This window comes from Kordiimonas marina, from assembly GCF_023006325.1.
Lineage (GTDB): Bacteria > Pseudomonadota > Alphaproteobacteria > Sphingomonadales > Kordiimonadaceae > Kordiimonas > Kordiimonas marina.
The window spans coordinates 348085-362092 of record NZ_JAINDF010000005.1 but is presented as its reverse complement, the minus strand read 5'-3'; the positions used below and the strand labels follow the sequence as shown (position 1 = coordinate 362092).

The following is a 14008-nucleotide window of genomic DNA, read 5'->3' as shown; positions in this document are numbered from 1 at the left end:
TCCCCTAAACCTTAGCGTACCCAATCCGTATAAGCCGAAACAATCGCCTGCGCATCCAGATGATGATGCCGGTAAAGATCCGGCAAGTCACCCGTTTGCCCGAAGGCCTCAACACCAAGCGGCGTAACCGGATTGCCGCCCACGGTCCCGAGCCAGGAAAGCGTGAGCGGATGACCATCACACACCGTGATCAGCCGGGCATCACGCGGCAGGCCTGCGAACAGGGTTTCGATGTGGCTGACCGGCGTGTTTTCACCGGTCGCGCCCGCGCGGGCATGGGCCGCCCAACCTTTATAAAGGAGGTCGGCGGAAGTGACAGCGAGGATCGCCAAGCCCCGTTCCCGCCCGGCCAGCGATTCAGCCGCCAGCATGACCTCGGGCGCCAGCGCACCTGTGTAGACAATCACGCCGCGGGTATCGCGCCGGGGCGCACGGAGCCAGTATGCCCCCGCACAGATATCGGCCTTTTGTTCCGCCGTCAGCGTGCGCGGCAGCTGGTCGAGCTTACGGGTGGACAGCCGCAGATAGACCGAGCTGCCGCCCGGCTTCTGCATATGCTCGAAGCCCCAGGCCATCTGGACCGCGAGCTCGTCGGCATAGGACGGCTCAAGCGAGACCAGGCCCGGCTGGCTCATGCCGATGAGCGGCGAGTTGATCGACTGGTGCGCCCCGCCTTCCGGCCCGAGCGTGATGCCGCTCGGCGTCGCCACCAGCATGAAGCGCGCACCCTGGTAAAGCGCATAATTGAGCGCATCGAGCCCGCGAGCGATGAAGGGGTCATAAAGCGTGCCGACCGGGATAAGCCGGGTACCGAACTGACGCTCCGACAAGCCAAGCTGACCGAGGAGCGAGAACAGGTTGTTCTCCGCGATCCCCAGCTCGATATGCTGGCCGGACGGCCCCTTGGTCCAGATCTGCGCCGAGGGGATACGCCGGTCCTTGAAGACATCGGCGACATTTTCGAGCGCGTAAAGTTTGCGCCGGTTCACCCAGCCGCTGAGGTTGGTCGAAGACGTCACGTCCGGCGAGGTGGTGACGATCCGCTCAGCGAGCGTGCTGTCACCCTTGCCGAGCGCGAACATGATCTTGCCGAAGGCTTCCTGGGTCGATTGCTGGTCATCCGTGGGTGCGGCAATTTCCGGTGCCTCGATGACCGGGCCGGGCTTCGCCGGTTTCTTGCGCGCCTGATAGGGGGCGTTCGCGATGAAGGCCTTGGTCACGGCCTCATCGGTTTCAAGCCCCGCGAACTTGTCCCATTCCCGGCCTTCGGGGACACCGAGGCTCGCCCGCAGGCTTTCAAGCTGGGCCGGGCTCATCAGCCCCGCGTGGTTATCCTTATGACCGGCGAGCGGCAGGCCGTAGCCCTTGATCGTATAGGCGATGAAACAGTGCGGCGCGCCATCGTCGGCACCGGCAAACGCTTCGGTGATCGTCGCCATATCATGGCCGCCCAGATTGGTCATAACCCCTTGAAGCGCCTCATCATCATGGGCATCGAGGAATGCCTTGATGCCGCTTGCGCCCTTGAGGTCCAGCTCCAGGTGGTGGCGCCATTCGGCCCCGCCCTGGTAGGTGAGCGCGCTATAAAGCTGGTTCGGGCAGCGGTCGATCCAGTCGAGGAGCGCTTCCCCCGCCGGGCCGTCGCGTGCGGCCAGCAGTTTCTTGCCGTACTTAAGCGGCGTAACCTGCCAGCCGAGACTGTCGAACACGCCGCGGATACGGTCGAAGAGCGCATCGTCGACCACGCCGTCGAGGCTGTGGCGGTTATAGTCCACCACCCACCACAGATTGCCGACCCGGTGTTTCCAGCCCTCGAGGAGGGATTCGAAAATATTGCCTTCGTCGAACTCAGCGTCACCGGCGAGCGCGATCATCCGGCCGGTCTGGCTTTCCTTCATCCAGCCGTGGTCGACGACATAATCCTGCACCAAACTGTTGAACAGCGTCGCCGCCACACCCATGCCGACCGAACCGGTGGAGAAGTCCACATCGGTCTTGTCCTTGGTGATGCTGGGGTATGACTGGGCGCCGCCGAACCCCCTAAAGGCCTGAAGAGCCTCCAGTTTTTGCCGCCCCATCAGATACATGATCGCGTGCATGATCGGCGAGGCGTGCGGCTTGACCGCGATCCTGTCCTCGGCGCGCATGGCATGGAAATAGAGCGCGGTCATGATGGAAACCAAGGACGCCGACGACGCCTGATGGCCACCGACCTTGAGCCCGTCACGAGATGGCCGCAAATGGTTGGCGTTATGGATCATATAGCTTGCGAGCCACAGAACCTTCTTCTCAAGCGCGTTGAGAAGACGGAGATCATCCTGGCTTGCGGGTGTGATGGCGGGCGGAGTAATGGTTTGGGGCATGGTCTTGTTCCAGCGCGTCCGGCTGACTATCCTTGGTTCCGGTCCCGAGGGACTATAGTAATTAGGGAGCAACATCTGACCGTCCGCACCTGTTGCATCCGGTCCCTCGAACTGTTGCACCTGCAACAGTTTCACATGAAACCGCCTGTTCGTCCACCGTTCCGAAAGGAAGCCCACAGAATGACCAACGCCCCCGAAAAAACGCTTAGCAAAGTTCCCGAGGTCACCTTCATTTTCTGGCTGATCAAGATCGCCGCGACCACGCTCGGCGAGACCGGTGGCGATGCCGTCTCCATGTCGATGGGGCTTGGCTATCTTGTGAGCACCGTCATCTTCGGGGCGCTGTTTATCCTCCTAGTGATGATCCAGATCCGGGCACCGAAATATCACCCGTTCCTTTACTGGGCGACGATCATCGCAACGACGACCGTGGGCACCACGATGGCGGACTTCGCCGACCGCTCGCTCGGCATCGGGTACGCGGGCGGCAGCACGCTGCTGCTGATCCTCCTCGGGCTCAGCCTGTTCGTCTGGCACCGCACGCTCGGCACCGTGTCGGTCAATACGGTCGCGACCCCGAAGGTGGAGATGTTCTACTGGGTGACCATCATGTTTTCGCAGACGCTGGGCACCGCGCTCGGGGACTGGACGGCGGACGGCAGCATCTTCGGCTATACCCCCGGCTATAGTGGCGGCATGGTGATTTTCGGCACCGCGCTGGCCGTGCTCGCGCTTTTGCATTTCCGCTCAGGCGTTTCCAAGGTCACGCTCTTCTGGGCGGCCTTCATCCTGACCCGGCCGATGGGCGCTGTGCTGGGGGATTTCCTGGATAAACCGATCGCAAACGGCGGGCTGGCGCTCAGCCGCTATTCGGCAACGGCCGCGCTCCTCGCCTTCATGGTCGCCTGCATCCTGATTTTCCCGAGCCGCGCCGGGGAACACCCCGGCGAGACCAAGGAAACCGCTTAACTGACCAGCGAGGTGAGCATGGTGGGTGTCAGCACCTGCGGCAGCTTTTTCGGCTGCCCGCCCGCCGGATACCACAGATAGAGCGGCACCCCGGCGCTGCCCTGTGTCTTGAGGAAAGCGGTGATCGCCGGGTCGCCCTTGGTCCAGTCGCCGCGCATGACGGTAACTCCGGCTTTATCGAAGGCTTTCGCAACCGTCGCGGACGACAGGCTGGTCGCTTCATTGACCTTGCAGCTGAGGCACCAGTCGGCGGTCATATAGAGGAAGACCGGTTTCTTTTCGGCCCGGAGGTCGGCGAGCTTGGTGGCGGAAAACGGCACCGCGGCCATATCTTCCTTGCCGGTCGCGGCCTGCGCTTCCGGCATGACCGACCCAGTCAGGTTGACCGACAGAATGAGCGCACCGAGGACAGGCACCAGAACGGGCCAGCTTTTCTTGTCAGAAAACTGGCGCATGCCGTACCACCACAGGCCGAGGGAGAAGAGGAGCGCTGCGGCGAGCGCGCCCGCCATCAGGTTGACGCCGCCCTGGCGCCCGATGATCCAGGCGAGACCGAGCGCGGTCGCGAACATGGGGATCGAAAGAATCTGCCGGAGCTTCTGCATCCAGGCGCCGGGTTTCGGCAGCCAGGCCCGCATCGGTTTGATGAAACCGAGCGCGAGGAACGGCAAAGCGAGGCCAAACCCGAGCCCGAAGAAGATCGACATCGCGGCCAGGGGCGGCAACAGCATGGCGGCCCCTAAGGCCCCCGCCATGAAAGGCCCGGTGCAGGGCGTGGCGATGAAGGCGGCCAGCGCCCCGGTGCTCATGGAGCCCATGAAGCCGCTTTTGCCGCTGCCCGCGACATTGAGGGCAGGCAGCTCAAACAGCCCGGCGAGGTTGGTGGCGATGCCGGTGACCAGAAGAAGCAGCAGGATCACCACGCGGGTGTCCTGAAGCTGGAACGCCCAGCCAAGCGCCTGCCCGCCGCTCCTGAGGATGAGGAGCGTGGCGCCGAGCGCGAGGATGACGCCGATCGAACCGGCGCTATAGCCGATGGCTTCGACCCGGGCTTCGCGGTCGTCGCCACCCGCGCGCACAAGCGCCAGCGCCTTGAGGCTGAGGATCGGGAACACGCACGGCATCAGGTTGAGGATAAGCCCGCCGAGGATGGCGGCCCCCAGCGTCGCGAAGAACCCGGCGCCGAGCGCAGCGGCTTTCGGCGCGGTGACCGCGGCCGGTAGGGTCTTCACCGGTGCGGCACTGAAGCTATAGGCGCGGGTACCGTTGGCGCCATCGATACGGAGCACACCACCGAAGCTGTCCCCCGCAGGCACATCGCCTTTGGTGAGCGTCGCCAAAAGCCCGCCCTCGGCGGCTGCGAAAGCTTCCGGTGCGTCTTCCTTGACCACCATATCCTTGCCCGCGAACAGATGGGCCTTGTCCCCTGCCTTCAGGCTGACGCCGGGCAGGAAGGCGCGGATATGACCGCCTGCCACTTTGAATTCCGCAGCCTTCGCAAGCGGCACCGGCAGCTTGGCGCGGGCACGGGCGAACAGGGCCGCCCCGTCCGGGTTTATGGCACCGTTCCCCACCTCGGTGGTGAGGTCGAGGCTAAGCGGGTCCGGCACACAGCGGCTTTCCGAACAGACGAGCATGTCGAGGTCGAGCGCGAGATTGAGGAGGCTGCCAGCCTTGGCCGACGCCGGGACCGTGAGGTCCTGGAGGAGGATGGTTTCGCCTTCATGAACGTTGGAGACGATGCCGCTCAGCGACATGAGCTGGGGCACCGGATGCTGCACTTTCCCGGCGGTCATGCCCTTGGGGAGCGTCCAGTCCAGCCCGGGCGCATAGCCGGACTCGCCGGGGTTCGACCAATAGATATGCCAACCCTTCTGGGGTGTGACCACAAGCGCCATATGGAAGGCAGCGCCGGGCTTCGCGCTCATGGTTTCCGCCACGAGCTGCGCTTTATAGTGCCGGCCCTCGGCCGACGGCGCAGCAAAGACAGCGCGCGCTGGAATAAGAAGAAGCAGGAAAGCCAGAAGCAAACGAGACATAGAGTTGGTTCCCTTAAATATGGGCCGCAGCCTTACCTGAGCACCCAGGCGGCGAGCCCTTCTTCACGCAGGAAGGCTTCCGCCCGTTCCCCCTTGGCCATGGCCAGGGTGGACATAATACCGGCCTCAAGGCAGGTCCCGGCGGCGATGGTGACAGAGCGCGGCGCGCCCATAACCGGGCGGCCGGTCCGCGGATTGAGGATATGGCCGTAGCGCACACCGCCCTGCAGGATGAAGCGCCGGGCGTCGCCGCTGGTGGTCAGCGCGCCGGACTTGATCTCCAGCATGCCTTCACTGGTGCGGGACGGGTCGACCGATTCAATGGCGATACGCCAGGCCCCGCCATCGCGGCGCGGGCCTGAGACCCGGAGGTCACCGCCGAAATTCACGAGCACGGGTTTGTCGGTCTGGGCCGCCGCCAGCATCAGCGCACGGTCGACCGCATATTCCTTGCCGAGACCGCCGAAGTCGATCTCCATGCCCGGCGGCAGGGTGATGGTGTCACCCGTGAGCGTCACCTTGTCCCAGCCGATAAGCGGCAACAGCGCCGCGACTTCGGCGTCGGTCGGGACCTTATTGTCCTTGCCGAAGCGCCAGATACGGCGGAGCACGCCGGAGGTAATGTCGAAGAGGCCGTTTGAAAGCGTGTAGCAGGCGTCGGCATAGTCGAGGAGCGCCCGCATTTCCGTGTCCACCTTGACCGGTTCCCCGTTCGAGCGGTTCACAGCCGAGAGCAGGCTGTCCGGTTTGTAGCGGCTGTATTTCACTTCGATCCGGGCGGCTTCCGCCTCGGCGATCGCGCCGAGCCTGTCCACAAGGGCCTGGTCATCGCAGTCCACCTGCACCTCGCACGGCGAATTCATCGCCATGAAGGTGTAGGGCTTCACCCTGCGTGCTTTCGCCGCTTTCTGGGACGCCTTCTGTATGCGGGGAACGGATTTCATATCGTCCGGCATCGGTTGGTTTCATCTCCGGGCACACCAAGGCGCCCAATTATGGTGATAATGGGGCCGGCCGCGAGCGGGGGTTTGCCGCGGCCGACCCTGCGGCTTGGTCAGAATTTGAACTTGAAGCCGGTCAGGACGCTCACGGCGTTCGGACCTGCAAACAATTTCAAGCTGCTGTCTTGGCCGGGCAAGGTACCCTTGGTGCCTGCCTTGCTTTGACGGTAGCTCTGAACCATGCCGTAGAATTCAACCTGGTCGGTCAGCTTGTAGCCGCCGGACAGGCTGAGGGTTATGGCGTTGAAGCTGTCGAGACGGCTGTCCGCGCTTGCATACTGCGGTTTGACGATATTCCACGGCAGATAGTAGGCGAAGAAGTCCGCCGCCGACTGGTGGTAATAGCGCACACCGGGTTCGAGATAAGCACGCTCGCCGACCGGAATGTGCTCCGACAGTTCGCCCGTGATCGAGTCGATCCCCCAGCTATCGTGATAATAGCGGCCTGAGATACTGGTCACGAACGACCCCAGCGCCATCTTGCTGCCCAGATAGACGGCATGACGGGTCCGGCTTTCGGGACGCGATTCATACATGTAGCTGTAGGGCGCGCCGGTCACCGGGTTCACCACCGAGATCAGCTTGTAGGGATCGGTCTGATAACCGCTGACGTGCCCGTAGCTATAGTTGAGCTGCACCAGCCAGTTCCGGGTGACCACCTGGGTGACACCGGCAACGAGACTGAGCACATTCTTGGACCGCGACCCGTCCTTCATGGCGCCGCTCATCCAGGTAAGCGGGGTCGGGGTGCCGTAGAAGGGCTTCGAGATGTCATGCTCGTAATTGACGCCGAGGGAAACGGTGGTGGTCTTCTGGTTGAAGTCCTGCGCGATCCCGAAGCGGCCCGAATAGGACTGATAATCCTGCTCATGCGAGCCATTGACGCCGAAGTTGATCTTGGTGCGCGACGAAAGCTGGTGCGCATAGCCAAGGTCAACTGCCCAGCGCCGGTCATGGAAGCCGGTGTCGAGCGGCAGCGCATAGGGGGCTGCGGTATATTGAACTTCGGTCGCCCCGGTGACCGGGTTGGTGACCGTCACACCGCCTGACGCGCGGGTGGTCGTGTGGCCTTCGCCCGTGACATAGGCCGGTTTGACGAAGGTCTGGGTCGTCTTCCAGGGCGCGGCACCGTTCGGTGTAGCGCCGGTAAGGCTGTCATAGGTCAGCCGCGCGGAATAGACATCGCCATCTTCATCATTCTGGACAAAGGAGATCATCGGCTCGATCGCCTGCACGCGGCCACCGTTTTCCTTATAGAAAAGGATGGCGCTGTCGATCGTGGTCGTCCCCGGCTCGCTTGCCGGCTGATCATAGGCGTTCTGCACCTGGGCGGCGTCAGGCGCCGACGGGTTGTTGGTGCTGTCCGATGTGACCTGGGCGTGCACGCCGGTGGCCGCGAACAGGTTCGCGGTCATCAGGCATAGCGTGGCGCCGATACGGCCCTTGCTGGTGTCACTCAGTTGCATCCGCAGCCTCCGCCGTCATAGCTGCGGCCGCCTGCGGACGCTTCCTTACTGAAATAGATGTGTTCGTTGGCGGCCGTCATGTTCGGGTTTTTGTTGAGCTGCATCGACTCACGCGCGGTAACATCGCGCTCCCACGGCTGCACGGTGGCGCAGGCGCTAAGCGACGATGCGACCCCCAAAAGGCCGCAAACCAATATGGTTTTTTTCATCTGTTTGATCCTCATGTCATTGCTCGCGGACGAGCTGGTCGACCTGGGCGAGGTAATCCTCCTCCTGGTCGGTGTGGAATCCCTTGTGGGTGAAGCGGATTTTGCCGTTCCGGTCGATCAGGAAGGAGGTCGGCATATCGGCGACTTTGTAAGCGCGGGCGATCTTGCCCTTGCTGTCAAAAACCACCGGCAGGGTGGCGCCCATCTTCTTCAGGAAGCGTTCGGCCGCCCCTTTGGAATGGTCGAGGTTGACCGTCACAACGGCGAGGTCGCGGTCCAGATAGCGGTAGCTGAGGCTTTTCATGAACGGGAAGGACAGCTTGCACGGGCCGCACCAGGACGCCCAGAAATCAAGATAGACGACCTTGCCGCGATACTTGCTGAGGTCGAGCGCCGGATCGTCGGCGCGTGCGCCCGGAGCCTGGACCGCCAGAAGTACGGCCGCGGCGAAGAGCGGAAGGATGCCTTTCAGCACCCAGGTACGCATACGAGGAAAATTCATGTCTGACATGGCTCCCTTTTTGGTGGGCCGGGGAAGGAGGAAACCGCCCGAGAGGACGGCGGGACCGGGCCCACACGAAAAACACCACCCGGAGGAGGGTGGACTTTCATGGGACGCCGCGAAAAAACCATCCCCCCCACCCGGAGACGATATTTTTTCAAAAAAAGATTCAAAGGGACGGCACAAGTGCCTTCGGGGTCAGTCTTTTTCCGCCTCGGCAAGGTAGGTGGCAACCAGTTGACGGCTGCCCTGAAGCGCCTCGATCTGGCGGTCGAGGTCCTGAAGCTTCGCGGAAAGGCTGGCTTTGAAGGCCGCGCAGGGTTCGAAACCGTCCCCGCCTTCCCGGGCACACGGCAACAGGGTGCGGATGGTGGAAAGGGTCAGCCCGGCGCGGTTCAGCATGACGATGCGGCGCACGGTTTCCACATCCCCGGCATCAAAATCCCGGTAGCCGGACGGCGTGCGCGCGGGATTGAGGAGCCCTTCGGCCTCATAATAGCGCAACATGCGCACGCTGACGCCGCACCGTTCTGCAAGCTCACCGATCTGCATGGCGCGTCTCCTCTTGACCCTGACAGCACTGTCAGACTGTAGCATGGCTGGCATTCGCTCATGAAAGGATTTTCCATGCTGAAACTGACCATGCTCGTCCGCCGTGCCCCGCAGCTGAGCCATATGGAATTTGACCATCACTGGCGCACCACCCACGCCGCCCTCGTCCGCGAACACGCCGAGGTGCTGCATATCCGCCGCTATATCCAGACGGCACCCCTGGAAAATGCGGGTCTTCAGGAAGCGCTCAGGGCCGGGCGCGGGGCGCTGCCCGCCGACTATGACGGCTGTGCCGAGCTGTGGTGGGACAGTCTTGAAGACCACCGCGCAGCGCGGGAAACCCCCGAAGGACTGGCCGCGCTTCAGGCGCTGATCGCGGATGAGAAGCAGTTCGTGGACCTTACGCGTTCGCACCTCTGGTACGGGACCGAACGCGAGATCGTGCCGCTCCGCTGAGGGCGACTTAAAGACCGATAAAGGGCTGGACCATGCGGCCGATCAGGCTGTGGAGGCGGATCGGCGCGTCGGTGACCACCAGGCAGATGCAGTCCTCGCCTTCGTCGATCATCGGCTGGTGGTCCTTGACCTCCGGCCCGGCGACTTCCATAAGGCCCGGGGTGAAATGCTGGTCGCCCACATGGTAACTGCCGCGCAGGATGAGGGTGAATTCGGTGCCCCTATGGTCATGGACCGGCATGGCGGTACCGCCGCGCGCGCGCAGGAGCCACAGGCGCTCGCCGCCCGGGCCGTTCGCCAGCTTATGCTGTTTCATGCCCGGGCCCATGGTGCGCCATTTCAGGCTGTCGAGCGTCCGGCCGAGATAGCGGCGGAGCGGTGCGGGCAGGTCCTCGTCCCCCGCGGGAAGCGGTGCCGGCGCGGCAGGTTCGGGCGCGGCATCGATCCGCGCCATCAGGGCCTCGAAGGCATCGTCGTCCATTTGGGCCGGGGCGCTTTCCTCAAGGAACGCGCCGCCGATATCCTCGGCCTCGGCCAACCTTGCCTGAAGCGCCGGGTGATAGCCGACATGGGTCGCGACCACCAGCGCCTGCGCTTCCGTAAGCGCCCCTGCCGCGTAGGAGACCAGCCATTCATCCGGGAGAAGGCCCGGCATCTGCTTCACCTCTGTCGTCATTGCAATTCTCCCAGCTCGCGTCTCAGCGCCTCAAACGCGATCCTGATGCGGGATTTGACCGTGCCGAGCGGCAGGTCCAGCCTGTCGGCGATCTGGCTGTGGCTCAGTTCCTCATAGAAGGACAGGCGGATCACCTCGGCCTGCGCGGGCTTGAGCCGGTCGAGCGCCGCCACGGTCCGCGCCGCGCGCTGGCCGTCGATCACCGGCCTGTCGGTCTCTTCGGGCGCAGCGAAACTGGCCAGATGCACGTCGGCATCCACTTCCGGATATTTCATCTTCCTTGTGTGATCGATGAATTTGTTCCGGGCGATGCGGTAGATCCAGGTCGAGGCCCGCGCCTTGGCGGCATCGAACTGCGCCGCCTTCTGCCATACGGACACCAGCGTTTCCTGCATCAGGTCCCCGGCCTTCTCGTCATCAAGCCCGAGGGTGATGAGGTAGGACTTGAGCCGCGGCGCGAAATGGCCGAACAGCGCCTTGAACGCCGCCCGGTCCCGATGCGCCGCGACCCGCGCTATCAGCTCTTCCGGGCTCATTTCGTCTATATGTGACCTGGACTGAATAAGTAGGACCCCATCCTGACGACCGGCAAAGACCGGACCTGTCAGGAACAGCATAGGCGTCAGCGGGCCTGTCTGTAAATGGAGCGCATACATGTAACTTGTACGCGCGCATGCCCCCGCTGGATCACGCGGCCCCTGCCCTCAAAAAAACGGCGGCGTATGAAACGCCGCCGCCATTTCTCCTCATGGGGATAGGCCCCATCTCGCCCGATCAGGTCCGGAGGTCGAACCGGTCGAGGGTCATGACCTTGGTCCAGGCCGCGATGAAGTCCTTCACGAACTTCTCCTTGGCATCATCGGCGGCATAGACCTCCGAAATCGCGCGGAGTTCCGAGTTGGAGCCGAAGATCAGGTCCACCGGCGTCGCCGTCCACTTGAGCTTGCCGCTCGCGCGGTCATGGCCTTCATAGACGCCGTCCCTATCGCCCGACTTCTTCCAAACCGTGGACATGTCCAGGAGGTTGGCGAAGAAATCGTTGCTGAGCGTGCCCGGGTGCGCGGTGAACACACCGTGTCTGCTGTGGTCCGCGTTGGCATCCAGGGCGCGCATGCCGCCAACCAGCACGGTCATTTCCGGCACCGACAGTGTCAGGAACGCCGCCTTTTCCACCAGCATTTCTGCGGGCGAACGCGGGTTGCCGTCGGCGAAATAGTTGCGGAAGCCGTCAGCCTTGGGCTCGAGCACTCCGAAAGAAGGCGCGTCGGTCTCAGCCGCTGTCGCATCGGTCCGGCCCGGCTTGAACGGCACCTCGACATCGATGCCCGCCTTCTTGGCCGCATCCTCAATCGCGGCAGCACCGCCGAGGACGATCAGGTCGGCGAGCGAGATTTTGGTGCCGTCCTTCTGGCCTGCGTTGAAGTCCTTCTGGATGCCTTCCAGCACCTTCACGACTTTCGCAAGCTCAGCCGGGTCGTTGGCGGCCCAGTCCTTTTCAGGCGCCAGGCGGATACGCGCGCCGTTGGCACCACCGCGCATATCGGTGCCGCGGAAGCTGGAGGCTGAGGCCCAGGCGGTGCGGACAAGTTCAGGCCCACTGAGGCCGGACTTGAGGACCGCAACCTTCAGGGCTTTGACCTCGCCTGCGTCCACCAGCTTATAGTCGACCGCCGGCACCGGGTCCTGCCAGATCATCACTTCCTTGGGCACAAGCGACCCGAGGTAACGCGAGCGCGGGCCCATGTCACGGTGGGTCAGCTTGAACCAGGCGTGGGCGAAAGCCTTGTCGAATTCGTCCGGGTTATCGAGGAAGCGCTGGGCGATCTTGCGGTAGGCCGGGTCTTCCTTGAGCGCCAGGTCGGTGGTGAACATCATCGGCGCATGGCGCTTGTTCGCGTCATGGGCATCCGGTACCAGCTCGTTCATGGTCTCATCCTTGGGCTTCCACTGGGTGGCGCCCGCCGGGCTTTTGGTCTTCACCCACTCGAAGCCGAACAGGTTTTCGAGATAGTTGTGGGTATATTCAGCCGGGCTTACCGTCCAGGCGCCTTCAAGGCCGCTGGTGATGGTGTCGGCACCCTTGCCGGTCTTGTAGCTGTTTTTCCAGCCGAGACCCTGTTCCTCAAGGCTGCCGGCTTCCGGGTCCGCGCCCAGATGTTTGGCGGGGGCGGCGCCGTGCGCCTTACCGAAGGTATGACCACCGGCGATCAGCGCGACAGTTTCCTCGTCATTCATCGCCATGCGGCCGAAGGTTTCGCGGATGTCCTTGGCAGCCAGGAGCGGGTCCGGGTTGCCGTTCGGGCCTTCCGGGTTCACGTAAATCAGGCCCATGCGGGTCGCGGCCAGGTCGCCCTTGAGCTTGCGAGCCTCCCCCATGAAACGGTTGCTGCCGAGCCATTCGCCTTCAGGGCCCCAGTTGACCTCCTCCGGCTGGTAAGCGTCAACCCGGCCACCGGCGAACCCGAGGGTTTTGAAACCCATCGATTCCATCGCCACGGTACCGGCGAGCACCATCAGGTCACCCCATGAAATGTTGCGGCCATACTTCTCCTTCACCGGCCACAGCAGGCGGCGTGCCTTGTCGAGGTTGGTGTTGTCCGGCCAGCTATTCAAGGGGGCGAAACGCTGCATGGCGCCGTCCGCGCCGCCGCGGCCGTCCATCATGCGGTAGGTGCCGGCCGCGTGCCACGCCATGCGGATGAAGAAGGGGCCATAGTTGCCAAAGTCGGCCGGCCACCAGTCCTGCGACGTGGTCATGACCTTGACGAGATCTTTCTTCACCTCATTCAGGTCAAGGCTGTTGAAGGCCTTGGCATAGTCGAAGTCCTGCCCCATGGGATTGGACGCGGGCGAGTTCTGGCGGAGCGGCGCCAGGTTCAGCCGGTTCGGCCACCAATAGTCATTGGTGATCGGCTTATCCTCAGCCATGGCCGCGGGCGGTGCCGCCACGGATGACAGTCCCGCCGCCATAATGGCGATGGCTGACAGGGCCTGCTTGAATTTGGATGTGCGTTGCATTGACCTTCCCTCCTAAGATTGATGATCATTCTTAGTAGGACTCAAATTTCATCTAGTGAAATTGATTATGCAGGTTTCATTAATCGCGTAATCCGATTAAGGCGCCGCGGGCTTCGGAAGAAAGGCGGGGTCTTGGTTACCGGGCGGGAGCGTCCCGCCATTCCCCGGGCTGCAAGCCGTCCAGGCTCCAGTCGCCAATGCTCCAGCGGATAAGCCGGAGGGTCGGGTGGCCGACCGCGGCGGTCATGCGGCGCACCTGGCGGTTACGGCCTTCGCGGATGGTAAGACGGAGCCAGGTATCCGGCACGCTTTTGCGGAAGCGAACCGGCGGGGTCCGCGGCCACAGGTCCGGCGGGTCAATCCGCTCGACCGCCGCCGGGCGGGTGAGGCCGTCCTTCAGCTCGACACCCTTCCGGAGCCTATCGAGCGCCGCCTCATCCGGCTCGCCCTCAACCTGGACCAGATAGCTTTTGGGCATCTTGAATTTGGGGCTGGAAATGCGCGCCTGCAGTCGGCCGTCATCAGTGAGCAGCAGCAAGCCTTCGCTGTCCCGGTCGAGCCGTCCCGCCGGGTAAACGCCGGACACGTCGATATAGTCCGACAAGGTGGCGCGCGGCGTAACCGTGCCGCGGTCGGTAAACTGCGACAGCACGTCATACGGCTTGTTAAACAGGATCAAACGCGACATGGCTCCATTTCCATTTTTCCCCAAATAGCAGGTGGGGGCGGATATCGGCATCAGGGCTGCTGCTGTTAT

General features: G+C 63.2%; 13 protein-coding genes. 2 read left to right on the top strand and 11 right to left on the bottom strand.

What is annotated here, in order from left to right:
- Window positions 1–11: 11 nt before the first annotated feature.
- The gene (locus K6118_RS13420) at window positions 12–2363 is read right to left on the bottom strand and encodes a hypothetical protein (RefSeq protein WP_247120904.1); all 2352 of its coding nucleotides are present in this window, start codon (window positions 2361–2363) and stop codon (window positions 12–14) included.
- A 180-nt stretch (window positions 2364–2543) separates the two neighbouring features.
- Between K6118_RS13420 and K6118_RS13415 the strand changes: the two genes are divergently transcribed.
- Complete coding sequence (locus tag K6118_RS13415) at window positions 2544–3332, top strand: COG4705 family protein (RefSeq protein WP_247120903.1); 789 nt, start codon at window positions 2544–2546, stop codon at window positions 3330–3332.
- On the opposite strand, the gene K6118_RS13410 is transcribed toward K6118_RS13415, so the two are convergent.
- The 6 genes from K6118_RS13410 to K6118_RS13385 form a co-directional block, all read right to left on the bottom strand.
- Window positions 3329–5371, bottom strand: a complete 2043-nt coding sequence (locus K6118_RS13410) for a protein-disulfide reductase DsbD family protein (RefSeq protein WP_247120901.1) — start codon at window positions 5369–5371, stop codon at window positions 3329–3331. The genes K6118_RS13415 and K6118_RS13410 overlap by 4 nt on opposite strands.
- A gap of 32 nt (window positions 5372–5403) precedes the next feature.
- On the bottom strand, window positions 5404–6327 hold the full coding sequence (locus K6118_RS13405; protein WP_247120900.1) for an FAD:protein FMN transferase: 924 nt from the start codon (window positions 6325–6327) through the stop codon (window positions 5404–5406).
- A 98-nt stretch (window positions 6328–6425) separates the two neighbouring features.
- Window positions 6426–7838 (bottom strand): DUF3570 domain-containing protein, encoded by a 1413-nt coding sequence (locus K6118_RS13400; RefSeq protein WP_247120898.1) that lies wholly within the window; start codon window positions 7836–7838, stop codon window positions 6426–6428.
- Window positions 7829–8047, bottom strand: a complete 219-nt coding sequence (locus K6118_RS13395) for a DUF4266 domain-containing protein (RefSeq protein ID WP_247120896.1) — start codon at window positions 8045–8047, stop codon at window positions 7829–7831. Before K6118_RS13395 ends, K6118_RS13400 begins: the two co-directional genes overlap by 10 nt.
- A 16-nt stretch (window positions 8048–8063) precedes the next feature.
- Complete coding sequence (locus K6118_RS13390) at window positions 8064–8549, bottom strand: TlpA disulfide reductase family protein (protein ID WP_247120895.1); 486 nt, start codon at window positions 8547–8549, stop codon at window positions 8064–8066.
- A gap of 198 nt (window positions 8550–8747) precedes the next feature.
- On the bottom strand, window positions 8748–9101 hold the full coding sequence (locus tag K6118_RS13385) for a MerR family transcriptional regulator (RefSeq protein ID WP_247120893.1): 354 nt from the start codon (window positions 9099–9101) through the stop codon (window positions 8748–8750).
- A 75-nt stretch (window positions 9102–9176) separates the two neighbouring features.
- Between K6118_RS13385 and K6118_RS13380 the strand changes: the two genes are divergently transcribed.
- The gene (locus K6118_RS13380) at window positions 9177–9557 is read left to right on the top strand and encodes an EthD domain-containing protein (RefSeq protein WP_247120891.1); all 381 of its coding nucleotides are present in this window, start codon (window positions 9177–9179) and stop codon (window positions 9555–9557) included.
- A 7-nt stretch (window positions 9558–9564) separates the two neighbouring features.
- Here K6118_RS13380 and K6118_RS13375 read toward each other — a convergent pair whose 3' ends face one another.
- The 4 genes from K6118_RS13375 to K6118_RS13360 all read right to left on the bottom strand — a co-directional run bounded on the left by K6118_RS13375 (window position 9565) and on the right by K6118_RS13360 (window position 13939).
- Window positions 9565–10233, bottom strand: coding sequence for a ChrR family anti-sigma-E factor (locus K6118_RS13375; RefSeq protein ID WP_247120889.1), 669 nt, complete (start codon window positions 10231–10233; stop codon window positions 9565–9567).
- Window positions 10230–10769, bottom strand: a complete 540-nt coding sequence (locus tag K6118_RS13370) for a sigma-70 family RNA polymerase sigma factor (protein ID WP_247120887.1) — start codon at window positions 10767–10769, stop codon at window positions 10230–10232. The genes K6118_RS13375 and K6118_RS13370 overlap by 4 nt, the downstream gene beginning before the upstream one ends.
- Window positions 10770–11007: 238 nt before the next feature.
- Window positions 11008–13203 (bottom strand): catalase/peroxidase HPI, encoded by a 2196-nt coding sequence (gene katG, locus K6118_RS13365; protein ID WP_247120948.1) that lies wholly within the window; start codon window positions 13201–13203, stop codon window positions 11008–11010.
- Between the two features lie 184 nt (window positions 13204–13387).
- Window positions 13388–13939 (bottom strand): pseudouridine synthase, encoded by a 552-nt coding sequence (locus K6118_RS13360; RefSeq protein ID WP_247120886.1) that lies wholly within the window; start codon window positions 13937–13939, stop codon window positions 13388–13390.
- Window positions 13940–14008: the final 69 nt, after the last annotated feature.